Annotated in this window: 22 protein-coding genes; 11 read left to right on the top strand and 11 right to left on the bottom strand. The window is 63.1% G+C overall.

All coding sequences use genetic code 11. From position 1 onward, the window contains the following. Positions 1 to 59: 59 nt before the first annotated feature. The 4 genes from NKI46_RS19720 to NKI46_RS19735 all read right to left on the bottom strand — a co-directional run bounded on the left by NKI46_RS19720 (position 60) and on the right by NKI46_RS19735 (position 3,076). The gene (locus NKI46_RS19720) at positions 60 to 854 is read right to left on the bottom strand and encodes an amino acid ABC transporter ATP-binding protein (protein WP_352747496.1); all 795 of its coding nucleotides are present in this window, start codon (positions 852 to 854) and stop codon (positions 60 to 62) included. A 4-nt stretch (positions 855 to 858) separates the two neighbouring features. Next, positions 859 to 1,509, bottom strand: a complete 651-nt coding sequence (locus NKI46_RS19725) for an amino acid ABC transporter permease (protein ID WP_023684027.1) — start codon at positions 1,507 to 1,509, stop codon at positions 859 to 861. A gap of 1 nt (position 1,510) precedes the next feature. Beyond that, on the bottom strand, positions 1,511 to 2,176 hold the full coding sequence (locus NKI46_RS19730) for an amino acid ABC transporter permease (protein ID WP_023673106.1): 666 nt from the start codon (positions 2,174 to 2,176) through the stop codon (positions 1,511 to 1,513). A gap of 69 nt (positions 2,177 to 2,245) precedes the next feature. Next, positions 2,246 to 3,076, bottom strand: a complete 831-nt coding sequence (locus NKI46_RS19735; RefSeq protein WP_352747572.1) for a transporter substrate-binding protein — start codon at positions 3,074 to 3,076, stop codon at positions 2,246 to 2,248. Between the two features lie 156 nt (positions 3,077 to 3,232). Here NKI46_RS19735 and NKI46_RS19740 point away from each other — a divergent pair, with 156 nt between their 5' ends. Further along, complete coding sequence (locus tag NKI46_RS19740) at positions 3,233 to 4,048, top strand: IclR family transcriptional regulator (RefSeq protein ID WP_023673104.1); 816 nt, start codon at positions 3,233 to 3,235, stop codon at positions 4,046 to 4,048. A gap of 24 nt (positions 4,049 to 4,072) precedes the next feature. Here NKI46_RS19740 and NKI46_RS19745 read toward each other — a convergent pair whose 3' ends face one another. Then, positions 4,073 to 4,276 carry a YdcH family protein gene (locus NKI46_RS19745; protein WP_023673103.1) on the bottom strand — a complete coding sequence of 68 codons (204 nt, stop codon included), beginning with the start codon at positions 4,274 to 4,276 and terminating at the stop codon, positions 4,073 to 4,075. Between the two features lie 239 nt (positions 4,277 to 4,515). On the opposite strand from NKI46_RS19745, the gene NKI46_RS19750 reads away from it, so the two are divergent. The 6 genes from NKI46_RS19750 to NKI46_RS19775 all read left to right on the top strand — a co-directional run bounded on the left by NKI46_RS19750 (position 4,516) and on the right by NKI46_RS19775 (position 9,797). Next, the gene (locus NKI46_RS19750; RefSeq protein WP_023684024.1) at positions 4,516 to 4,695 is read left to right on the top strand and encodes a YdcH family protein; all 180 of its coding nucleotides are present in this window, start codon (positions 4,516 to 4,518) and stop codon (positions 4,693 to 4,695) included. A gap of 286 nt (positions 4,696 to 4,981) precedes the next feature. Continuing rightward, on the top strand, positions 4,982 to 6,235 hold the full coding sequence (gene ispG / locus NKI46_RS19755) for a flavodoxin-dependent (E)-4-hydroxy-3-methylbut-2-enyl-diphosphate synthase (RefSeq protein ID WP_023834970.1): 1,254 nt from the start codon (positions 4,982 to 4,984) through the stop codon (positions 6,233 to 6,235). A gap of 3 nt (positions 6,236 to 6,238) precedes the next feature. Next, entirely contained in the window at positions 6,239 to 7,096 is an 858-nt protein-coding gene (locus NKI46_RS19760; RefSeq protein ID WP_023748319.1) for a lytic transglycosylase domain-containing protein, read from the top strand. A gap of 14 nt (positions 7,097 to 7,110) precedes the next feature. Then, positions 7,111 to 7,662, top strand: a complete 552-nt coding sequence (locus tag NKI46_RS19765) for a chloramphenicol phosphotransferase CPT family protein (RefSeq protein ID WP_352747499.1) — start codon at positions 7,111 to 7,113, stop codon at positions 7,660 to 7,662. 163 nt (positions 7,663 to 7,825) lie between these two features. Further along, positions 7,826 to 8,965, top strand: coding sequence for a sterol desaturase family protein (locus NKI46_RS19770; RefSeq protein ID WP_198020049.1), 1,140 nt, complete (start codon positions 7,826 to 7,828; stop codon positions 8,963 to 8,965). A gap of 79 nt (positions 8,966 to 9,044) precedes the next feature. Beyond that, positions 9,045 to 9,797, top strand: coding sequence for a Stf0 family sulfotransferase (locus NKI46_RS19775; RefSeq protein ID WP_352538596.1), 753 nt, complete (start codon positions 9,045 to 9,047; stop codon positions 9,795 to 9,797). Here the strand turns inward: NKI46_RS19775 and NKI46_RS19780 are convergent, their stop codons facing one another. From NKI46_RS19780 to NKI46_RS19790, 3 genes are all read right to left on the bottom strand, one after another. After that, a complete protein-coding gene (locus tag NKI46_RS19780; protein ID WP_031355711.1) occupies positions 9,798 to 12,140 on the bottom strand; it encodes a response regulator in 2,343 nt (780 codons plus the stop codon). Between the two features lie 85 nt (positions 12,141 to 12,225). Then, positions 12,226 to 12,411, bottom strand: a complete 186-nt coding sequence (locus NKI46_RS19785) for a hypothetical protein (RefSeq protein ID WP_023684018.1) — start codon at positions 12,409 to 12,411, stop codon at positions 12,226 to 12,228. Positions 12,412 to 12,448: 37 nt separating this feature from the next. Beyond that, on the bottom strand, positions 12,449 to 13,468 hold the full coding sequence (locus NKI46_RS19790) for a LacI family DNA-binding transcriptional regulator (protein WP_352747503.1): 1,020 nt from the start codon (positions 13,466 to 13,468) through the stop codon (positions 12,449 to 12,451). A gap of 218 nt (positions 13,469 to 13,686) precedes the next feature. On the opposite strand from NKI46_RS19790, the gene NKI46_RS19795 reads away from it, so the two are divergent. The 4 genes from NKI46_RS19795 (at position 13,687) to NKI46_RS19810 (ending at position 19,017) form a co-directional block, all read left to right on the top strand. Beyond that, a complete protein-coding gene (locus NKI46_RS19795; protein WP_050591319.1) occupies positions 13,687 to 14,520 on the top strand; it encodes an inositol monophosphatase family protein in 834 nt (277 codons plus the stop codon). A 61-nt stretch (positions 14,521 to 14,581) separates the two neighbouring features. Next, complete coding sequence (locus NKI46_RS19800; RefSeq protein ID WP_502896824.1) at positions 14,582 to 15,607, top strand: ABC transporter substrate-binding protein; 1,026 nt, start codon at positions 14,582 to 14,584, stop codon at positions 15,605 to 15,607. A gap of 108 nt (positions 15,608 to 15,715) precedes the next feature. Continuing rightward, positions 15,716 to 17,902 (top strand): ABC transporter permease, encoded by a 2,187-nt coding sequence (locus tag NKI46_RS19805; RefSeq protein WP_352747508.1) that lies wholly within the window; start codon positions 15,716 to 15,718, stop codon positions 17,900 to 17,902. Between the two features lie 14 nt (positions 17,903 to 17,916). Further along, positions 17,917 to 19,017, top strand: a complete 1,101-nt coding sequence (locus NKI46_RS19810; RefSeq protein WP_352747510.1) for an ABC transporter ATP-binding protein — start codon at positions 17,917 to 17,919, stop codon at positions 19,015 to 19,017. Positions 19,018 to 19,182: 165 nt separating this feature from the next. Here NKI46_RS19810 and NKI46_RS19815 read toward each other — a convergent pair whose 3' ends face one another. From NKI46_RS19815 to NKI46_RS19825, 3 genes are read right to left on the bottom strand one after another with little or no spacing between them, the layout of a single operon-like run. Further along, complete coding sequence (locus NKI46_RS19815) at positions 19,183 to 21,564, bottom strand: xanthine dehydrogenase family protein molybdopterin-binding subunit (RefSeq protein ID WP_023733038.1); 2,382 nt, start codon at positions 21,562 to 21,564, stop codon at positions 19,183 to 19,185. Then, positions 21,561 to 22,553, bottom strand: coding sequence for an FAD binding domain-containing protein (locus tag NKI46_RS19820; RefSeq protein ID WP_023733039.1), 993 nt, complete (start codon positions 22,551 to 22,553; stop codon positions 21,561 to 21,563). Before NKI46_RS19820 ends, NKI46_RS19815 begins: the two co-directional genes overlap by 4 nt. After that, on the bottom strand, positions 22,550 to 23,041 hold the full coding sequence (locus NKI46_RS19825) for a (2Fe-2S)-binding protein (RefSeq protein ID WP_023730815.1): 492 nt from the start codon (positions 23,039 to 23,041) through the stop codon (positions 22,550 to 22,552). The genes NKI46_RS19820 and NKI46_RS19825 overlap by 4 nt, the downstream gene beginning before the upstream one ends. Between the last annotated feature and the right edge of the window lie 169 nt (positions 23,042 to 23,210).

Raw genomic sequence — 23,210 nt, forward strand, 5'->3', positions numbered from 1 at the left:
CGCGCTTTTCCCGGGAAAACCGCTTACACTTCTCCTGGAATTGCTTTGGGCCGCCCATGTCAGAAATGGGAGGCGCGGAAGCGCGCCAGGAAAGAGCGGAGGCGCTCATTGGTGGTCTCTTCGGCAAGGATCTCCTTCGGCGGGCCAACAGCGCTGACACCGCCATCGGCCATGAAGACAATGCGGCTCGAAGCGTCGCGGGCGAAGGCCATCTCGTGCGTGACCATCACCATGGTCATGCCGTCTTCGGCCAGGCTGTGCACAACGGCCAGCACCTCGCCGACCAATTCGGGATCGAGCGCGGAGGTGATCTCGTCGAGCAGCAGGATCTTCGGCTCCATGGCGACTGCCCGCGCTATGCCGACGCGCTGCTGCTGGCCCCCGGAGAGTTCCGCCGGCAGGCTGTCGGCCTTGTGGGCCAGGCCGACGCGGCTCAGCCAATGCTCGGCGATCTGGCGCGCCTCGGCCTTGCTCTTGCCGCGCACCTTGGTGAGGCCGAGCATGATGTTGCCGGCGGCGGTGAGGTGCGGAAACAGGTTGAAGCTCTGGAACACCATGCCGGTTTCGGCGCGCATATTGGCAAGGTCGCGCTCGCTGCGCCGCTGGCGCGCGCCGGCCTCACGAAAACCGACCTCCTTGCCGTCGATTCGGATCGAGCCTGAGTCGTAGCTTTCGAGAAAGTTGACGCAGCGCAGCAGGGTGGTCTTGCCGCTGCCGGAAGGGCCGATGACGGTGACCACCTCGCCCCTGTCCACCTTGAGGCTGACCGAGCGAAGCACCTCGACCGAACCAAAGGCTTTCGAGACCCCGGCAATGTCGAGAAGGGCAGCATTGTCGTTCGAGCTTGTGGCCATCGTGCTAGTCCCGGATGAAGGCAAAGCGCCGTTCCAGCCGCCGGCTGGCGTAGGAAAGCGCATAGTTGACGGCGAAATAGATCAAGGCGCCGAGGATGTAGAGCGGCATCGCCTCATAGGTGCGGCCGATGACCTGGTTGATCGCCTGCATCAGGTCGGTGATGCCGAGCAGCGAGACCAGGGCGCTGCCCTTGACCGCATCGGTGACGCCGTTGATCCAGGGCGGCAGGAAGCGCCGGAAGGCCTGCGGAAAGATGACGTAGGTGAGCCGCTGGCGAAAAGTCAGCCCAATGGCCATCGCCGCTTCTGACTGGCCCTTGGGAATAGAGCCGACGGCGCCCCGGAGATACTCAATGACCTGCGCCGTCTTGAACAAGGTCAGCGCCAGCACCGCCGCCGAGAAGGATTGCAGATGCAGGCCGATGGCCGGCAGGCCGTAATAGACGAAGAACATCAGCACCAGGATCGGGATGCCGCGGATGGTGTCGGAGAAGATGCGCACGGCCCAGCGCAGCGGCGCCGGGCCGTAGACCAGGCCGACGCCGAGCGCGACGCCGGCAATCAGCGACAGCACCACGACCAGCAGCGACACCCACAAAGTGATGGCGAAGCCCTGGGCGAGGAACGGTACGGCGTAGAGGATCTGGCTCAGCATGTCAGCGCGCAGCCCTGAACCGGCGTTCGACCAGCCGCAGTCCGAACAGCAGGGTGTAACCGGTCACCAGATACATCGCCGTCGTCACCAGATAGACCTCGACGATGCGGAAGGTGTTGAAGTTGATCCACTGGGCGCCGAAGGTGAGCTCGGGCACCGAGATCACCGAGGCGATCGACGTGTCCTTGAACAGCGAGATGAAGGTGTTGGACAGCGCCGGCAGCGTGATGCGCAGCATGGTCGGCAGGCGCACATGAACCAGCCGCTGCCAGGGCGTCAGGCCGATGGCTTTGCCGGCATCGAGCTGGCCGCGCGGCACGGCTTCCAGGCCGGAGCGGAACACCTCGACCAGATAGGCGCCGCTATAGACCGACAGCGTCAGCACGAACGAGGTCGGCGCGTCGTAGGCGACGTCGATCACCGTCGGCAGGCCGTAGAAGACGAGATAGACGAGCAGGATCAGCGGCACGTTGCGGATGAATTCGACGTAAGCCGCAATGATGGCGCGCACCACGCGTCCGGCCGAGACATACCAGACCGCCAGCATCAGGCCGATGACGACGCCGATGGCAATCGAAATCACGGCAAGCTCGAGGCTGAGCAGAAGGCCGCCCCACAGCTTGTCGAAATGCCGCCAGATCAGGTTGAAGTTGAGCGTATAGCCCATGCGTCTCCCGCAATAACCAAGGGGATGCGAACTAGAAGGCGGAAGGGCTAACCCTTCCGCCAGCACTTGTCAGACAACCGGGAAACCCGGATGGCGGGCCGGCGGCTCTTGGCCGAAATAGTCCTTGAAGGCGGCGTCGTAGAGTGCGGTCTCATGGCCGAACATGGCGATGGTGAAGGTCTGGTTGACGAAGGTCAGCCAGTCCAGGTCGCCCTGCCTGACCGCCGCGCCGTAGAGCATCGAGTACCAGCTCTTGCCGGCATCGAAATATTTGTCGGGGTTGCGCGAGGCCAGCCAGCGCACGGTTGAAAGATCGACAGCGGCGGCATCGGCGCGTTTCGATTCCAGTGCCTGCAGCACATTGGCCTGGGTGTCGATCTGCAGCACCTGCGCCTCCGGCAGGGCGTAATGGACCGAGCTTTCGGCATCGACATTCTGCAGGATCGAGATGCGCGTCGCCGAACCACCGGCGAGCAGCTTGTCGAAGGTCTTGTTTTCCGCCGTCGGCAGCGTCAGCAGGGCGACGCCCTCGACATAGTATGGCCTGGAGAAGTGGATGAGCTGCGAGCGCTGCGCGGTCATGGTCATGAACTGGATGGTAATGTCGACCTTGTTGGTGGTGACATTGGGGATGCGCTGCGCCGGATCCTGCATGACGAACTCGACCTTGCTCGGATCGTCGAACAGACCCTTGGGCAGAATGCGGCCCATGGTGATGTCCATGCCGACTAGCTCGCCGGCATCGTTTTCGAAATGCCATGGCGCGTTGGTGCTGCCGGTGCCGACGATCAGCTTGCCGCGGTCAAGCGCGGTGCGCAGAACGCTGTCGGATGCGGCTTGTGCCGCCGCCTTTTCGGCGCTGACAGCGGTCATCACGCCCGCCGTTGCAAGCCCGGCCATGCCCAGTTTCAGAAAATCTCGCTTGGATGCGTCGTTCACTGCGACCTCCTGTTGTTTGAGTTCCCCTTACAGACACACGTGTCGCCGACCTGAATTGTCTCTTACAATAGACACATGTATCCTATACAAGACAGATACTAACATCAGGAATCAGTTATGCAAGACAGCAATGGACTCACGGATCGGGCGGAGCTTGGTCCAGCCGAGAGCCCGACGCCCGACAAGACCTCCGGCTCGCGCGAGAAGGGCCTCAACCGGGTGCTGGAGATCCTGGAATTCCTGCATGTTACGCAGCGCGCCATCGGCATTGGCGATCTCGCCAAGGGGGTGAATGCGCCGCGCTCCACCACCTATACGCTGGTGCGTTCGCTGGTCGATGCGGGTCTCCTGGAGATGGAGGGCGACGGCAACCGGGTCTATTTCGGCAAGAAGCTCTACCTCTATGGGATGGACTATGTCAGGGGCAACGACCTGCTTAGGCGGGGCCGGCAGGAGGTCGACAATCTGTCGCGCGAGACCGGCGAGACCTCCGAATTGTGCATGCTGCAAAGCGGGCGCTATACCATCGTCCATTCCAGCCCCGGCACCAGGCCGTTCCGCATCAGCTCGGCCACTGGCTTGCAGATCCCGCTGCCATGGACGGCATCGGGGCGGCTGCTTCTGGCCGGATTGGAAAGGGCCGCCATCCAGGACATGGTCTCGGAAGACGACCTTTTGCTGCCCGACGGCCGCAGGCTGCAGTTCGACGACTTCATTGCCGATATCGCGACGGCCAGAACGACCGGCTATTGCATCACTTCGGGGCTGGTCGACGCCTACACCAAATGCCTGGCCGCCCCTGTCTTCGCGGCCGCCGGCAAGGTCGAGGCGACGATGTGCCTGGTGGTGCCGATCGACACTTCAGCGGAGAAGACCGACGAATTGCTGACGTTGCTGCGCCATCGCGCGGCGCGGCTGTCGATAGCGGGGTGAGCAGTTAGGCCCCGAGGCCGTCGGCTAAGCGATGATGTCCGGAATGATCTTGTCTTCCAGCGCCATCAGCCGGTCCTTGAGGAAAAGCTTCTTCTTCTTCATGCGCTGGATCTGCAAGGGGTCGCAGCCCATGGCGATCATCGCATTGATGGCCGCGTCGAAATCGGCATGCTCCTGCTTCAGGCGGGAAAATTCGAGGCGGACATCGGCCTTTTCCTGGTCGGACATTCTCTACCGTCTGCATGTCTGCGGCGCCCGGCAATGGGCATGATTGGGCGGGGGCGGCATCAATTGCCGCCGGCGCGCAGCCAATATCACATATCACATTGTCGTGGAATGCTACCACGCAGCATTCGACATCGCAGCCGGATGGTGGCAGACTGTCATGGTGCCGTCACAGATGCGACCTGCGGTGGACGTGCCTTTGACGGCTGCAATCGAGGAAACCATGAAAGGGAGAACCAATCATGTCTCTTGCATCCCATCTTGATGAGTTGCAGCGGAAACACGGTGATATCGAACGCGAGATCGACGATGCGATGAACCATCCATCGGTCGACGACCTCGAAATCGTGAATCTGAAGCGACGCAAGCTGGCACTCAAGGACGAGATTGAAAAACTGAAGGCGAAACCGACGAGACACTGACGCCCTTCCAGGATTAGACGCGCCGCCTTGGCGCGTGACTATCGCTCCGGTGGCGACATGCCGCCGGAGGCCTGTGTTTGCTACTGATTCCGATACTGTTGCCGGCGAAACCCGTCTGTGGGGTCGCCGCGCTGCTGCGATTTGGCGGCTCTGCTTGTCTGTCGCCATTGACAAGCCATCTTTGCTCCTCCACCTCATGCCCGAACCTCAGCGCTATGCGCTGATAGCTGATTGAGCGTGCGTCGACGTGGACGTGTGTCGCTCGGGTGATCAAGAGGCTGCCGGCATGACCGGGTATTTTTCCTCCCCCTTTGGGCGCCGGACATCGGTCGGCGTCGATGTCGGCGGCGTGGTCGTCGGCGGCGGCGCGCCGGTCGTCGTGCAGTCGATGACTAACACCGACACGGCCGATATCGACCAGACCGTCGCGCAGGTTGCGGCTTTGCATCGCGCTGGCTCCGAGATCGTGCGCATCACCGTCGATCGTGACGAGAGCGCCGCCGCCGTGCCGCGCATCCGCGAACGGCTCGAGCGGCTCGGCATCAATGTGCCGCTGGTCGGCGACTTCCACTATATCGGCCACAAGCTGCTGGCCGACCATCCGGACTGCGCCGAGGCGCTGGCCAAATACCGCATCAATCCCGGCAATGTCGGCTTCAAGGACAAGAGGGACCGCCAGTTCGCGGCGATCGTCGAAATGGCGATCAGGCATGACAAGCCGGTGCGCATCGGCGTCAATTGGGGGTCGCTCGATCAGGAGTTGCTCACCCGGCTGATGGACGAGAACCAGCGTCAAGGCTTCCCGCTGACGGCGCAGGAAGTAACCCGCGAGGCGATCGTGCAGTCGGCGATCCTGTCGGCCGAAATGGCTGAAGAGATAGGCCTCGCCCGCGAAAAGATCATCCTGTCGGCCAAGGTCAGCGGCGTGCAGGATTTGATCGCCGTCTACACCGAGCTTGCCACGCGTTCCAACCATGCGCTGCATCTCGGCCTCACCGAAGCCGGCATGGGCTCCAAGGGCATCGTCGCCTCGTCGGCGGCCATGGGCATCCTCTTGCAGCAAGGCATTGGCGACACCATCCGCATCTCGCTGACGCCGGAGCCGAATGGCGATCGCACTCGCGAGGTGCAGGTCTCGCAGGAACTGCTGCAGACCATGGGCTTCCGTCAGTTCGTGCCGATCGTCGCCGCTTGCCCCGGCTGCGGCCGCACGACATCCACCGTGTTCCAGGAACTCGCCCAGAACATCCAGGCCGATTTGCGCAAGAACATGCCGGTCTGGCGGGAGAAATATCCCGGCGTCGAGAACCTCAAGGTCGCGGTGATGGGCTGCATCGTCAACGGCCCCGGCGAATCCAAGCACGCCGATATCGGCATCTCGCTGCCCGGCACCGGCGAGACGCCGACCGCGCCCGTCTTCGTCGATGGCAAGAAGTCGGCGACGCTGCGCGGTCCGTCGATCGCCGCCGATTTCGAAAAAATGGTTGCCGACTATATCGAGCAGCGGTTTGGCCAGCACGGCAAGGCTGCGGCCGAATAAGCCATGCGGGGGCTGCTCAAAGCCGGTGTGATCCTGCTCTGCGGGCTGGGTGCCGGACAGGCGCTCGCCGATCCACCGCAATCGCGCTCGGCGGCGAAACGATTGATCGGCCGTGTCTGTGACCTGATCGAGACGCATGCCGAGCGGAACGGCCTGCCGAAGGATTACTTCGCCCGGCTGATCTGGAAGGAAAGCCGCTTCGACCCCAATGCGGTGAGCCCGGTCGGTGCCGAAGGCATCGCCCAGTTCATGCCGGGCACCGCCAAGATGCGCGGGCTGGCCGATCCTTTCGACATCGACCAGGCGATCCCGGCTTCGGCGAAATATCTCGCCGAAATGAAGACCGGCTTCGGCAATCTCGGCCTGGCGGCGGCTGCCTACAATGCCGGCGAGAGCCGCGTTTCGCGCTGGCTGGATTCCGGCGGTTTCCTGCCGATGGAGACCGAGAGCTACGTCTTCGACATCATGGGCGAACCGGCCGACAAGTTTTCCGACAGCGCTTACGCCGGGACGGTCGAGCCGCTCGACGCGAAAACCAGCTTTCCCGTCGCCTGCCGCAAGCTGCCGGTGATCATGTCCAGAACCGTGGCGATGGCCTCGATCACTGTGAAGCCATGGGGCGTCCAGGTGGCCGGCAATTTCCGCAGGGGAGCTGCGATCAATCAGTGGCTGCGGGTCAGGAGCCGGTTTCCGGCGCTGCTTTCCGGTCGTGACCCGGTGGTCAGCCGGGTGCGCACGCCGATCGGCCGACGCGGCATCTACGCCGTCAGGATCGGCGTCGACGACCGTGCCGCCGCCAACGTCATCTGCCAGAAACTGCAAAGCGTCGGGGGCGCCTGTATCGTCGTGCGCAACCGATAGGCCGAGGGGGCGACATGACGGCCAAAATCGTCCTGCTTAATGGCGTCGGCAGCGCCGGCAAAAGCTCGATCGCCAGGGCGCTGCAAACAATCGCCACCGAGCCCTTCCTGCATGTCCAGATGGATGCTTTCATCGACATGCTGCCGCCGGCGCTGCAGGATCATGCCGACGGGTTTTCCTTTGAGACCGTGCTGGAAGACGGCAAGCCGTCGGTGGTGATCAGGAGCGGGCCGGTCGGCGCGCGAGCCATGCGCGGCATGCGCCATGCCATCGCCGCCATGGCCGGGCAAGGCAACAATCTCATTGTCGACGACGTGATCTTCAATGACGAGATAGCGGAGCACCGCATGCTGCTGTCGGGTTTCGACCTGCATCTGGTCGGCGTCATGGCGCCGCTGGAGGTGCTGGGAGCGGGCGAGGCCGCGCGCGCCGACAGGCTGCCTGGCCTGGCGCGCTGGCAATATGGACGCGTCCACAACGGCATAGACTACGACCTCGAAGTCGACACCAGCCGGCTGACGCCGCTTGAATGCGCCCGTCGCATCCAGGAAAGATTCCGACTATAGTGGCCGGTGTTCTTTTGTTGCAATCATAGCTCTTCCAATCGCCCGAAAGCGATAGTCACCCGTCATGTGCAGGGTCGTGGCGATTAAATATTAATGAGCCCTGCTGTAGCAAAAGAGGTCGATATCTCGACGAGAGCTTTTGCGATCGTCAAAAAGGCGGGGCATGGGGGCGGTGGCAAATTTCCTTAGACGCGTTGTAAGTGAACTTGAAACGCCGCGCGCCAAACGGCCGTTCGGTTCTGGCTGGCTGTCCGGCTCGATTGGCTTGCTTGCCGGGGTCACCGCCCTGCTGATGGTCATCGTGCTGCGCTACCCGTCGCTTACATCGATGCCGGATCTGGCCCCCATCCACCAGATGCTGTTCTTCAAGCCGGTGCTCTATTTCGTCCTCATCTCCGGCTATATCCTGGCGATCCTCAGCATGACGCTGCGCAGGCAAAAGACGCTCGGCGCGGCAGCGATGTTCACTGTGCTGCTGGCGTCGCTGGTCGGCATGCTTCCGGTGCGCCATCAACTGCACATCGAAGGGGTGTTCTTCGGGCTTGATTTCTTCATCCTGAACGCCCTGTTCATGGGTGTGCTGTTCGTTCCGCTCGAACGTCTTTTCGCGCGCAACAAGGATCAGACCGTGTTCCGCGACGAATGGCGCGAGGACCTGTTCTACTATCTGGTCTCATCGCTGCTGGTGCAGATTTTGACCTACCTGACCTTGGCGCCGTCCAACTTCGTCAATGCGCAGGGCGCCCTTGGTTCGGTGCGCGCCTGGGTCCACGACTTGCCGTGGCTGGTGCAACTGCTGGCGGTAATGTTCCTGACCGACCTTGCCCAGTATTGGGTGCATCGGGCCTTCCATCGCATTCCCTGGCTGTGGAAGTTCCATGCCGTGCACCATTCCGCCAAGTCGATGGACTGGATTGCCGGTGCGCGCATGCATTTCCTGGAAATCATCGTGCTGCGCAGCCTGACGGCCACCCCGATGTTCGTGCTGGGGTTCGATGAATCGGCTATCCAGACGTATATATTGATCGTCTACGTCTATTCGTCTTTCATCCATTCCAACATCGGAACCAGTTTCGGTCCAGTCGAAAAGGTGCTGGTGTCGCCGCGTTACCACCACTGGCATCACGGCCTCGAGAAAGAAGCGATCGACGTAAACTTCGCCATCCATTTCCCGCTGCTCGACCGGCTGTTCGGTACCCACCATATGCCTGAAGGACGCTGGCCGAACGGCTACGGCATTCACGGACATCCCGTTCCGAACGGATACTGGCAGCAATTCCTCTATCCCTTCCGGCGCGGCTAGACTGGATCCATTAGCGAAGCGCGCGTGTCACCGCGCCTGGCGAGGTAGCCCAATCCATGACAAGCGACAGAGCCCCCAGATGCGTGACGGCTACATAATCTGCGGCACGCCGAGAACCGGAAGCACATTGCTGTGCGGTCTGCTGGCATCGATGAAAACAGCCGGCGATCCGCACTCCTTCTATAGGCGGGAGGACAAGGCGGAATGGGCCGAAGAGTGGAAATTGCCGCATCCCGAGACGATGAGCGCGCATGATTTCGACCTCGCCTATCTCGGTGCGGCAATCAGCGCGGGAAGGGGCGGAACGGGCGTCTTCGGCTTGCGCCTGATGCGGGAAAACCTGGATGAACTCTCGGCAATCCTCGACCGGATCTACCCAGACCTGCCATCGGACAAAGCACGCTTTGAAAAGGCCTTCGGGCGGGTCCTCTACATCCATCTTTCGCGCGAAAACAAGCTGGCGCAGGCGGTGTCGCTGATCAAGGCCGAGCAGACCGGGCTTTGGCACATCGCGCCCGACGGAACCGAGATCGAACGAGTCGCACCGCCGCAGGAACCCCGCTACGATTTCAAGCGGATCCAGCGCGAGCTTGCCGAACTCGAAGCCTATGACGCGGGCTGGAACGTCTGGTTCGCGGAGCAGGGGATCGTCCCGCTGCGCATCGGCTATGAGCGCCTGTCAGGCGATCCGGCAGCGGCATTGGCATCCATCTGCAAGGCCCTGGGCGTTCCGGCGCCGAATGCCGCCGACGTAAAGCCGGGCGTCGCCAAGCTCTCGGACGAGATTAGTCTGGACTGGATGCGCCGCTATCGTCTGGACGCGGCGATTTGATCAAGCCCTCTTTACCGCGACCGTTTCGCTGAGCCATGTGCCGATCTTGCTGCCGAGGCGGTCGGGCGACACCGGCTTGGGCAGATAGTCGTCCATTCCGGACTCGATACATTTGTCGCGGTCGCCCTTCAGTGCGTGCGCGGTGACGCCGATGATTGGTGTGTGATTGCCACTCGCTGCCTCCGCCGCCCGGATGGCGCGGGTCGCCTCGTAGCCGTTCATCTCCGGCATGGAGACGTCCATGAGAATCAGCTTCGGCCGCAGCGCCCGGTACATCTCGACGGCCGTGCGGCCATTGCTGGCGATGCGGTAGCTGAGGCCAAGCCCATTGAGGATCTGGCCGAACACCAGCTGGTTCACGTCATTGTCCTCGGCGATCAGAATATCGATCGGGCCGTTTGGCGTGGCGATCGATTCAGGCACTGTGGCCGCCGGAATTGCCGGGCCGCGAATGACGGTGAAGGCGGGTGGCGTCACGGGTGCCGCCTGCGGAACAACAGGCTCGCGAACGAACTGGGCCTTGCCGATCTGGGCCCGCGCTTTCTGGATGGCCGAGATGACGGTGCCGAGCAGGATGGCCGAGCGCGCCGGCTTGGTGAGATGCGCGGCGATGCCGAAATCGATGACCATCTTGCCGAAATCGACCTGGTCGACGGAGGTCAGCAGCACCACCGGGATGGCGGAGAGACGGCTGTCGGCGGAAATCGCCTTGGCGACATCGGCGCCGTTCATGCCGGGCATCTGGTAGTCGAGGATGATGCAGTCGACCGCAGCACCGAGCTGGCTGGCCCGGTCTAGAAAGGCGAGGCCGACGGCGCCGCTTTCGGCGGCCGCGCAGTCGAAGCTCCAGCTTCTGAGCTGCTCCAGCAAGATCTCGCGGTTGACCGGGTTGTCGTCGATGACCAGCACGCGGGCGCCGGTGACATCGACCGGCACGATCTCGTTGCGCGTGTCCTGCTGATGCGCCGGCAGCGGCACGGCGAACCAGAACACCGAGCCGCGGCCGATCTCGCTTTCGACGCCGATCTTGCCGCCCATCAGGTCGATGAGGCGGGCGGCGATGGCAAGGCCGAGGCCGGTGCCTTCATGGCGGCGCGTCGACGAGCCGTCGACCTGCGCGAATTTCTCGAACACGTTCTCGAGCTTCTCGGCAGGAATGCCGATGCCTGTGTCCTCGACGCGGACCTTGAGCTGGACCATGCCGTCGACCACCTCGCCGCCGACATCGATCAGCACATGGCCCTTCTCGGTGAACTTCACCGCATTGCCGAGCAGATTGGTGACGATCTGACGGAACCGTCCGGCATCGCCGACGACATGGGCAGGCAGGCGCGGGTCGACGCGCACGATCAGCTCGAGGTTCTTTTCGGCGACGCGCGCCGACACCAGTGTGGCCACGTCCTCGACCGCTTCGGCAAGCCGGAAGGGTGCAGGATCGAGCGTCAGCTGACCGGCATTGATCTTGGAGAAATCGAGGATGTCGTTGATGATGGTGAGCAGCGCATTGCCGGACTTGACGATGACTTCGGTGAAGGTCTTCTGGCGCGCGTTAAGCTCGGTCTTGGCGAGCAGTTCGGCCATGCCCAGCACGCCATTCATCGGCGTGCGGATCTCATGGCTCATATTGGCCAGGAATTCCGATTTGGCGCGGTCGGCCGCTTCGGCCTTGAACAAGGATGCGGCGGATTCGGTGAAGGCGCGGCGGATCGCCTTTTCCATCGGCCGGAAGATCCAGAGGGCAACGATGGCAAGAACCGCGAACAGAAGGCCGCTTGCCCACAACAGCAGCCTGTCGCTGGAGGCGTCGGCCAGATGGCGTTCGCCATCCATGGCGGTACGCACACGCACCAGCATCGGCTGGACGAACAGGTCGTTCTGGTTGAGGATTTCGCGCGAACTCCATTCGTCGGTCTGTTGCGCCGCTGACATCAGGTTGAAGTTGCGCACGATGTCGCGCGACGACCAGAACAGGTCGCCGTTGACGGCGGCCGACGAGAGTTCGTCCAGCGTTTTGGCCGACAGGCTCGGCTTGATCGCGGCCAACTCCGCGGACAGTGTTTCGATCTCGCTGGTCAGGCGTTGCGAATGGCCGCGCGCGGCGGCGGCAAGGCCGTCACGGGTTTCGGTGCGCCAGGTCGTGCTGGCGGTTTCGGCAAAGCTGGAGGCGTTGCGCAGGTCGCGGGTGAAGACGACGAGATTGCTGCTCAGCGCGTCGATGTCGTGGCGGAAGGAATTGACGCGATTGAGCGCAAACATCACCGCGGTGGAAGCCAGCGCAAAGATGAGCAATCCCGAGATGTAGCGGATCCGGATCGAGCGGATGAAGAAAGAATATTCCGGCATGCGCAACCCCAACACATACGCATCATTTTAACGGTCGGGATTACGCTTGATTTACATTAAAATTCCGTTCGCGCCTGGCGGGCCGTCAAGATCCTGGCTGCACGTGCCCGGAGTTGGCGCCATAGAGGGTGGCATCGCATTCGCGCATCATGCGCAGTGCTTCTTCCTCGGTCAGGCCAAACTTGCGCATCATGCTCCGGATTTCGGGGCCTACAGCTATCTCCACCGGTCTTGCCGCCTGGCGGGTCTTCCTGGCCTTTTTCTTGGACATCAGTACGTTTCCCGTCTTGACCGACACATGTTTCGCATCAGCCCTGGCCCGGCCTCACCGTGCTGCGCCAGACCATGGGCGCATGGCAGATCAGACGGCTGCCAGCCTCCTCCCGCACGCCGGTCGCGAGCCGCACGGCGCGCCTGGCGATCTCCTCGATCGGCGGCGAGAACGTCGTCAGCCGGTAAGAGGCCCAGTCGGCCTGTTCGATGTCGTCAAAGCCGATGACGCAGAGATCGCGGGGTACGCTGATGCCGAACTCGTGGCGGGCCGCATCGAGAAAGCCGCACGCAATCAGGTCGGTCACGCAAAACGCCGCATCCGGCCGCTGTCGGCCGGAAAAGAGCCGCCTGGCGCCATCGGCTCCGGTGGCATAGCCGGTGCGGCCCTCGCGCCACACGGTCACCTCCAGCCCTTCCTTCTGCGCGGCGGTAAGGAAGGAGGTTTCGCGGGAGAGCAGGCTGGGCGTGCCGGCAGCCGAGGTCACCAGGGCGGGGCGGGTACAGCCGGCCCGGATGAAGGCATGCAGCGCTGCCTCTGCGGCTGCAGCGTTGTCGACACCGATATTGTGCGGGCCGTCGAAGCGGTCATCGCGATTGATCAGCACCAGCCGCTGGCCGTTCTCAAGACAGGTGCGGATCAGCAACTGCGGCGGCGAGCCGGACAGAACGATGCTCGCATCGGCGCGATAGTTCAGCGTGTTGCGCAGCGCCTGGTCGACATGGTGGCTGGGGCCGGAGGTGTTGAACACCATGGCCATTTTGCCGGCGTCCCGCAGATGTTGGGTCAGCGCCTTCTGCAGGCGGGCATGATAGGGCGTGTCACCATCGGCAACGATGAGGCAGACAATGCCGGTCGAGGCCCGCATCAGGCCGCGAGCCAGATGGTTGACGTGATAGCCGAGTTGCTCGGCCGCCAGCATCACCCGCTCGCGGGTTTCCCCGGAAACGGAAGCGCCGGGCGTGAAGGTACGTGACACGGCCGAGCGCGAAACCCCGGCGAGGTCGGCAACCTGCTGGGCGCTGGAAAAACCGGTGCGGATTCTCGGAACCGTCAAGCCAACGCTCTCGCTGCTGTTTTCGTGATTCTTTGCACGCCCGTGCAATGTAATGCAACTCTTCTGCCATTGCCACCCACCGCACTTGACAGGCATGGCGGAATGCAACAGCTTTGCACAGCCGTGCAATACAAGCCGGCTCAAGAGTGGCATCGGAGGAATACCCTGTCCATTTCGCCGAAGACGGCATTGAGGGCGCGACTGTCCGGACCGGCTGCATGAGCAGGGCGGCGGCGCATCCGAAGGCGGACCGGCTGTCCGAGGCCGAGATGGACAGGCGTGCCGAGGTCTGCCGGAAACTGCTTGTCACGGCCGGGCAACTGGCGATGGAAGGCTATGCCCGGCAGGGCGCCGTCCAGCCGGTGGCGATGAAAGGCCCGCAGGATTTTCTCACTGAAACCGACGGCAAGGTCGAGGAGCACATCCGCGCGACGCTGGCAGAGGCTTTTCCGCAGGACGGGTTTTTGGGCGAGGAAGGCGGTGGCATCGGCTCTGCCCGCATGTGGGTCGTCGACCCGATCGACGGCACCGCCAATTTCATGCGCGGTATTCCGCATTTCTGCATTTCGATAGCTTTCGTCGAGGACGGCCGCAGCGAGATCGGCGGCATTGCCAATCCGGCCGTCGGCGAAACGTACTTTGCCCGTCGCGGGCAAGGCGCGACGCGCAATGGCGCGCCGATCCATGTGTCGCCGACGCAAGCGTTCGACCGCGCCTTTGTCGAGTTCGGCTGGTCGCCCAGGATTCCCAATCGCGACTATCTGGACAAGGTGAGCCTTGTCTGGGCACTCGGCGCCAATGTGCGGCGCTCCGGCTCCGGAGCGCTTGGGCTGGCCTATGTGGCCGACGGCCGCTCGGATGCCTATGCCGAGCTGCACATCAATTCGTGGGACTGCCTGGCCGGATTGCTGCTGGTGGAGGAGGCCGGCGGCCGTGTGAACCGGTTCCTCGACGGCGACGGCATGGCGAAGGGCAATCCCGTGCTAGCGGCAGCACCCGGCGTTGCGGCGACATTGTCCCAGGTGATCGGAGTGCCGCTCGACGACGGGTAGATCGTTTCCAGTGAGAAGACAGGGAGGAATATCGATGAAGACATTTGACAGTAAGCAAGGCTTGCGCGCCGCCTGGCTTGGCCTTGGCGCGGCGCTGGCCTTGTTCGGATTGGCGAGTGCCGCCCAGGCGGCCGCCCGCAGCCTCACAATGTATTGCGCCGTCGACGAGGCCTGGTGCCGGGCGATGGCGACCACCTACCAGAAGGAGACGGGCGTCAGCGTCGACATGACCCGCATGAGCGCCGGCGAAATCTACGCCCGCCTCCGGGCCGAGAAGGACAATCCGCAAGCCGATATCTGGTGGGGCGGCACCGGCGACCCGCATCTGCAGGCGGCGGAAGAGGGCCTCACCCAGGAATACAAGTCGCCGCAACTGGCAAACCTGCGCGACTGGGCGCTGAAGCAGGCCGACAGGTCGAAGAACCGCACGGTCGGCATTTATCTCGGTGCGCTCGGCTACGGCTACAATGAGGAAGATCTGAAGCAGCGCGGGCTGACCGCGCCGGCGTGCTGGGCCGATCTGGTCAAGCCGGAATTCCAGGGCGAGATCGAGATGGCCGACCCGAATTCATCGGGCACGGCCTGGACCATGCTTGCCACCATCGTCCAGCTGATGGGCGAGGACAAGGCATTCGACTATCTCAAGCAGCTCAACAAGAACATCGCCGAATACACCAAGGCAGGGGCCGCGCCGGCGCTCGCCGTCGGCAAGGGCGAGACGCTGATCGGCATCTCCTTCCAGCACGACGTGATCAATGCCGCGAAACAGAACCCTGCCGTGAAGGTGGTGTCGCCTTGCGAGGGCACCGGCTTCGAGATCGGCTCGATGAGCATCGTGACGGGCGCCAAGCATGTCGAAGAGGCGCAGAAATTCTACGACTGGGCGCTGAGCCCGGATGCGCAGAAGCTCGCGGCGCCGAACGGCAGCTTCCAGATCCCGTCGAACACCGCCACGCCGGTGCCGCCCGAGGCGCCGGACCTCTCGAAGATCAAGCTGATCGACTACGACTTCGCCAAATACGGCTCGTCGGCCGAACGCAAGCGACTGTTGAAGAAGTTCACCGACGAGGTCCGCAACGGCGGCTGAGCGCGTTCTTTTGCGCTCACTCTAGCATCTGATCGCCGGCTGCCCTTCGCGGCAGCTGGCGCACCATCCTTTGGCACAGAAAGACATTGAATGGCCGCGGCCGGTTCCATGGTCAGTTCCGCTCCTGGACGCAGCGCGCTCGCCTGGGTAATGGCCGCGTGGGCGAGCTTCGTGCTCTTGCCTTGGTACAAAGTCGAAGGCGGCTTCCTGTCGTTCGACTGGCTGGCACAGCCGGCGGATGCGACACCGGCCATCATCCTGGCGCTCGGTGGCCGGCCCTGGCTGTTGCCGCTTGTCCTGCCGCTTCTGCTGGCGAGCTGGCTGGTGGGGCGCAACAAACCCAAGAGCCTTGCGGTTGCAGGCGCGGCGGGCCTGCTGTGGCTGGCCATCGAAGGCTTTTCCATCATCCATTCGGGCTGGGGATTTGGCTTGCTTACCCGGATCGCCGGCACGCCGGGACCGATGCAGCCGGGGCTTGGCTGGGGCGCGGCGCTCTATGCCGTGGCGATGCTGATGTTCATCGCCGAGGCGCTCGCCGCGCGCGGCTGGTGCAAGGGCGACCGCTTCGTCGTCGGCTCGCTCTCAATCGTGATTGCTTCGCTGATCCTGTTCGTCGCCTATCCGCTGCTGTCGATCCTCACCTCGGCCATCAAGGACAATGACGGCAATGTCGTGCCGGCGCTGTTCGTCGAAAAGATCTTCAGCGCCAATATATGGAGCCTGCGCTGCCTCTATGGCGAGGGCTCCTGCGGCGTCGCGTGGAACACGGTGGCGATCGCGGTCCTCGTCGGCTTTTTCTGCACGGCGCTTGGGCTGGCTCTGGCGCTGATTGCGCTTCGCACCAAGCTGCCGGCCAAATGGCTGCTGCGCGGCCTGTCCATCCTGCCGATCATCACGCCGCCCTTCGTCATCGGCCTGGCGCTGATCCTGCTGTTCGGCCGCGCCGGCATCGTCACCAACCTCATGTCGGTGCATCTCGGCATTCCGCGCAGCCGCTGGATCTACGGCATGGCCGGCATCACCATCGCGCAGGTGCTGGCCTTCACGCCGATCGCCTTCCTGGTTTTGGTCGGCGTGCTGCAAGGGGTCAGCCCGAGCATGGAGGAGGCGTCGCAGACCTTGCGCGCCAGTCGCTGGCGGACGTTTCGCACCGTCACCTGGCCGTTGATCCGGCCGGGCCTGGCCAGCGCCTTCCTGATCTCGTTCATCGAGAGCATGGCCGATTTCGCCAATCCGCTGGTGCTGGGAGGCAATTTCAACGTGCTGTCGACCGATATATTCTTCGCGGTGGTTGGCGCGGCGCACGACCAGGGCCGCGCGGCGGTGCTGGCGATCGTGCTGTTGATGTTCACGCTGGCAGCCTTCGTCATCCAGCGCCGCTGGATCGGCAGCCGCAGCTACGTCACCGTTGCAGGCAAGGGCGATGGCGGCGTACCGGCGACGCTGCCCAAGGCCTTGCGGATCGGCTGCTACGCCACCGTCGTTCCGTGGCTGGTTCTGACCATCGTGGTCTACGGCATCATCCTGGGCGGCGGTTTCGTGCAATCGATCGGGCGCGACAACACGCCGACGCTCGAGTATTTCCTCACCGCCTTTTCGATCGAGAAAGGCGTCAATGGCTGGTTTTTCAGCGGCTCGGCCTGGCCGTCGCTGCTGATGACCATCGGCCTGGCGCTGGTGGCGATGCCGTTCACCGCGGCGCTCGGCATCCTGACGGCCTATCTGCTCGACCGGCAGCGTTTCGCCGGGCGTACCATGTTCGAGTTCCTGGCCATGATGAGTTTCGCCATTCCCGGCACGGTGATCGGCGTCAGCTATATCCTTGCCTTCAACGTGCCGCCGGTGCAGTTGACCGGCACCGGGCTGATCATCGTCATCTCCTTCATCTTCCGCAACATGCCGGTGGCGATCCGTGCCGGGCTTGCCAATCTCGGACAGATCGACAAGAGCCTGGACGAGGCATCGCTGACGCTTGGGGCGCGGTCTTTTGCTACCTTGCGGCGGGTGATCCTGCCGATCCTGAAGCCGGCGATCGTGACCGCGATGATCTACAGTTTCGTGCGCGCGGTGACGGCGGTCAGCGCCGTCATCTTCCTGGCGAGCGGCCGGTTCAATCTCGCCACGGTCTACATTGTCGGGCGCGCAGATGTCGGCGAATACGGCATCGCGATTGTCTATTCGGCGGTGATGATCGTTGTCATGATGGTCATCCTCATCGGCATCCAGCTGCTGGTCGGCGAACGCCGGCTCGGCCGGCGCCGTGCGGGTCCGGAAGCCGTCGTGGCGGCAATCTGATGGGGAGAAGCGGCGTGGATCAGACGGCGAAGAATGCTGCCCCGGTTGTCACGGACAGGCCGGCCGTGCGGTTCGAGGGCGTCACCAAGAAATACGGCGCGGTGACCGCCGTCGACAATGTCAGCTTCGACATCGCGCCGGCCAGCCTGGTGACGCTGCTCGGGCCCTCGGGTTGCGGCAAGACGACGACGCTGCGGCTGATCGCCGGACTGGAACAGACCAGCACCGGGCGCATCCTGATCGACGACAAGGACGTCACCTTGCTGTCCGCCGCCGAGCGAGATGTCTCCATGGTGTTCCAGTCCTATGCGCTGTTCCCGCACATGAACGTGATGGAGAATGTCAGCTACGGCTTGCGGGCTATGGGGCTTGGCAAGGCGCAGGCAGCCGAGCGCGCCGCCGAAAAGCTGTCGCTTGTCGGCCTGTCCGGCTACGAGAAGCGCCAGCCGAGCGAATTGTCCGGCGGCCAGCAGCAGCGCGTCGCGGTGGCGCGAGCCATCGTACTGGAGCCGAAGGTGCTGCTGTTCGACGAGCCGCTGTCCAATCTCGACGCCAAGCTGCGCCGGCGCGTGCGCGACGAAATCCGCGGTCTCCAGCAAGATCTGGCGCTGACCATGGTCTATGTCACGCATGACCAGGAAGAGGCGCTCGCCGTCTCCGACCGCATCATCGTCATGAACGCCGCTCGCGTCGCCCAGGACGGCACGCCGCGCGACCTCTACAACGAGCCGACCAACCGCTTCATCGCCGACTTCATGGGCGACGCCAATCTGCTCGACGTCGAGGTGCTTTCCAGCAATGCGACCAGTGCAAGGGTCAAGGTCGGACCCTTGCTGCTCGACATGCCGGGTCGCGGTAACGCTCCGGGGCCGGCGATGCTCGCTGTGCGCCCGAATGCCGTGCGCATCTTGCCCGGCCAGCCAGCGGGCACCATGAAGGGCCGGGTGGTCAAGAGCTCGTATCTCGGCGACCACATGGAATACCGCATCGCGATCAGCGATCCGGCGGTCGAACTGTTCGCGACATCGCCTGATGTCACACCCGCCGTGGCGGAAGGGACGATGGTCGGGATCGATTTCGATCCGGCGAAGATCGTGCTGATCAAAGACGATTGAACGCGCCGGGAAAACCGTTGCACACTTTCCCGGCGTTGCTTGGTGACGTTACAACAGGCGGCGACCAGGGATTAGCGACCCAGTTTTGCCTTGGGTTTAGAATCGTTGTTTTTGCATGCTCGCCTATTTGCGAGCCTGAGGGTCACCAGGGCGCATCGACCGAACTCAAACGAGCTTTTCCAGCGTGATCGGAAGGCTTCGAATGCGTTTGCCGGTCGCGTGGAAGACGGCATTACCGATCGCAGGTGCGACCCCTACGACACCGATCTCGCCGACGCCTTTGCCGCCAAGAGCGGTTGCCTGCATGTCCGGAATTCCAACCGAAATCACCTGGATGTCGGGCACATCGGCGTTAACCGGGACGGCATAGTCGGCAAAATTCGCGTTGATGGTGCGCCCGTCTCGCTGGTCGACGTAACCTTCTTCCAGGAGAGCCTGCCCGAGACCCATGACCATACCGCCGATCCACTGGCTTTCCGCAAGCTTCGGATTGAAGATCCTGCCGCTATCGAATGCCGAGACCATGCGCTTGACGCGGATCGTGCCAAAATCCTCATCGATCCGAACTTCCACGAAATGCGCACACCAGCTATGGGCCGAGACGCCTCCTTCCACAGCGCCCTTCAACTGTGCAAAACTGCGGTCAGCTCCGTTCTTCATCTCCTCGGTGGCGCCGGGAGCAAAGGTGTTACCCTCGATTTCCAGTTTGTCTTTGCCCACTGCCTTCAAGAGTTCCGCGATGCCGATACCGCCGTTCGGCCGTCGGGTCGGTTGCACCGAGCCGTTTTCGAACGTGAGGTCAGTCGCCTTCGAGGCTGCCAGCGGCGACTTCGGATCGGATGCGGCAAGCGCCAGCAAGGCGTCCCGTGCATTCCTGGCCGCCTTGTCCACCGCTCCCGTCAGGTTGTTGGCCTGCTGGGAACCGCCTGCGAGCGCCGATCTGGGGAGGAGGGTATCGCCCAGCCGCACCGCGACTGTCTCAACAGGAACGCCCAATGCGTCAGCCGCTGTCTGGGCGAGAATGGTATAGGTCCCCGTTCCCATGTCGGTGCCCGCGCTGAGGACTTCGATCTGTCCACTGGCATGGAGTACGATCTTGGCTTCGCTCGCGGTACGGATCATGGGGTATGACCCGGCGGCCATTCCATAACCGATCAACTCGCGGCCTTCGCGCATCGAGCGAGGGGCCGGGTTCCGGTTCCACCAGCCGAAGGCTTCCGCGCCCACGGCATAGGCTTCGCGTAACTGTCGAGTGCTCCACTTCATCCCATTGCTGGGATCCGTCTCCGCCCAGTTGGCAAGGCGCAGCGTGACCGGATCCATGCTGAGCGCGTACGCCAGCTCGTCGATCGCGCTTTCCACAGCATAGGCACTGGGGTTTTCGCCGGGGCCCCGTTTCCAGCCGGGCTGGACCGTATTGACCGGGACGACGTTGAGACGTGAAGAAAAGTTCGGCGTCGCATACATGATCTTCGTCACATTGTTGCAAGCCTCGATATGGACTTCGTCAATCGCCGTCTCGTTCCAGCTCTCATGGACGATCGAGCTTATCTTTCCGTCCTTCGAGGCTCCGATTGAGAGTGTCTGCCGTGTCGCCGGTCGGCCGCCAAGGCCGGTAAAGGTCTGCGGCCGCGTGAGAGAAACCTTGATCGGCCTGCCCAGTTTCCGCGAGGCCGCGCAAGCCAGCCCCACATGCGGATGTGCCCCGATCTTGGACCCGAACCCACCGCCGACATAGGGCGAGATCACCCGCACATTCTCGATGTCGATGCCGAGCCATTCCGACACGACGCTCCGTGCCCCGCCAACCCACTGGCTGGGCTCCCAGACGGTGATTTTCCCGTTGTCCCAGGAAGCGATGCACGCATGCGGCTCCATCGGCACATTGTATTCGCGTGACGTCGTGTAAGTGACGTCTACCTTGACCTCGGCATTGGCCAACGCTGTCGCTGCATCGCCCCACGCGGCACCCATCTCATCGATGGGCTGCACTTTTGCCTTGGGATCGTTGATGTCGAGAATAGGGTCGCCGTCCTCATATTCGATCTTGAGAAGACTTGCCGCTTCCGTTGCCTGCTCAAAGGTTTCTGCGACCACGAGCGCGATATGCATGCCGTTGAAACGGACCACATCGTCTTGAATTGGGGTAAATTCCTCGGTCGCTCCGCCGCCCTTGCTGTAGACGGTCGGCTTGTTGAGCTTCAGGGAATTCTGCGCGGTGTAGACATCCAGGACACCCGGTAGAGCCTTGGCGGCCGACGTATCGATACTGACGATACGCCCTGCCGGCCGCGTCGATTGGACAGTTACGCCATAGGCCAGGTTCTCCAGCTTCTGCTCGATCGCATAGCGAGCCTGCCCGGTTACTTTCAACGGGCCTTCGGCGCGGGAAAGCCTGGCACCGAGAGCTGGCGCCTTGGCGGGGACGGTCTCAGCCGCAACGGCTTTTGACGAGAGATCGACAGCGGCGCCAGCGACAGCGGCTACGCCGGCGCCGAGCTTCAAGACGGTGCGGCGGTTGAGTTCGAACGCGTTACCATGTGTCATGCGATACCTCCTACCGTCATCAGGGCGCGGGCCACGACCTTCGGTGCCAGTTCAACCTTGAATGCGTTATGTCCGCTCGACTTCGCGCCGTCGCCGGCGGCTGACGAGGCGCTACGAATCGTCGCCTCGTCGAGCGTCTTTCCCTTGAGCAAATTTTCGACGGCGCGCAGGCGCCAGGGTTTGGTGGCGAGGCCGCCGACCGCGATGCGTACTTCGCGAATTGTCTTGCCATCGGCTTCCAATTCGATTCCGACAGCAGCGCTGGCCGCGGCGAACTCGTACGACGCGCGATCCCGGACCTTGAGATAATGCGAGCGTTCCAGGGCTGCCGAACGCGGGATCTCGATCCCGACGACCATCTCGCCGGCCGACAGCTCATGCTCAAGGTGCGGGGTATCGCCAGGGAGAAGGAAGAATTCGTCGGCGGGAATTTTGCGTTCGGAAGCTCCCCGGATGATGACCGTGGCGTCGAATGCCACCAGGGAAACCGCAAAATCTCCGGGGTAGATTGCTATGCACGCGTCACTCGTGCCGAGCACCGCGTGGTTGCGGTTGACGCCGCCAAGGGCAGCGCATCCGGAACCTGGATTGCGCTTGTTGCAGTTCGAATAAGCGTCCGGGTCCCGGAAGTAGGTGCAACGGGTTCGCTGCATCAAGTTTCCACCGATGGACGCCATGTTGCGCAGCTGTGCCGAGGCAGCGCGCCACAGGCTTTCGGAAAGCACCGGCGCAGCCTGCTTGATATCGGCGTGGTCGGCGACCTTGCTCATCTTGGCGAGCGCACCGATGCGAATGGCATCCGCCGATACCTCGATCGTGTCCAGGCCGGAAAGGCGCGTGATGTCGACCACCCGCGCAGGACGCTCGACATTCAGCTTCATGAGGTCAAGAAGCGTGGTCCCACCGGCGAGAAATCTTGTCTCTGGCTTGGCAGCCTCGGCAAGCGCCCTCGCGGCATCTTTGGCGCGGAGATACTCGAAAGGTCTCATAGTGCTGCCTCCTTCTTCAGGCGGCTGGCGGCATCGCGCACCGCGGCGACGATATGGGGGTAAGCGCCGCACCGGCAGATGTTGCCGCTCATGTATTCGCGGATGTCCTCGTCCGTATCGGCGTGGCCCTCACGAATGCATGCAACGGCCGACATGATCTGACCGGGGGTGCAATAGCCGCACTGGAATGCATCGTGCTCGATGAACGCGGTCTGGACTGCGTGCATCACGCCGTCGGCAGCCTGGAGGCCCTCGATCGTCGTGACCTGACGGCCTTCGACCTGGGCCGCCAGCGTCAGGCAGCTCAATACCCGCTCGCCGTCGACGTGGACGGTACAGGCGCCGCACTGCCCATGATCACAGCCTTTTTTCGTGCCGGGCAGGTTGGCATGCTCGCGTAGTGCATCCAGCAGAGTCACGCGTACATCAAGATTGAACTGGTGGCGCCGGCTGTTGATGTCCAAGGCTAGCTGTCGGGGCTCTGGCATGTCGTCTCCTCGAGTGGCGGGCGGGATATAGGACGCGAAGCTAATCGGACCGACGACGCCTGGCGGCATCAGTGGGAAAGGGAACGTCCATTCCGAAGTTCGGTCGTTGGCCGGTTGCCCAACGGTCAACCCTCAGGAGAGCACGGGCGCGACATTCGGATTAGCCCCC

The sequence above is a fragment of the Mesorhizobium sp. M0615 genome (assembly GCF_040320805.1).
Lineage (GTDB): Bacteria > Pseudomonadota > Alphaproteobacteria > Rhizobiales > Rhizobiaceae > Mesorhizobium.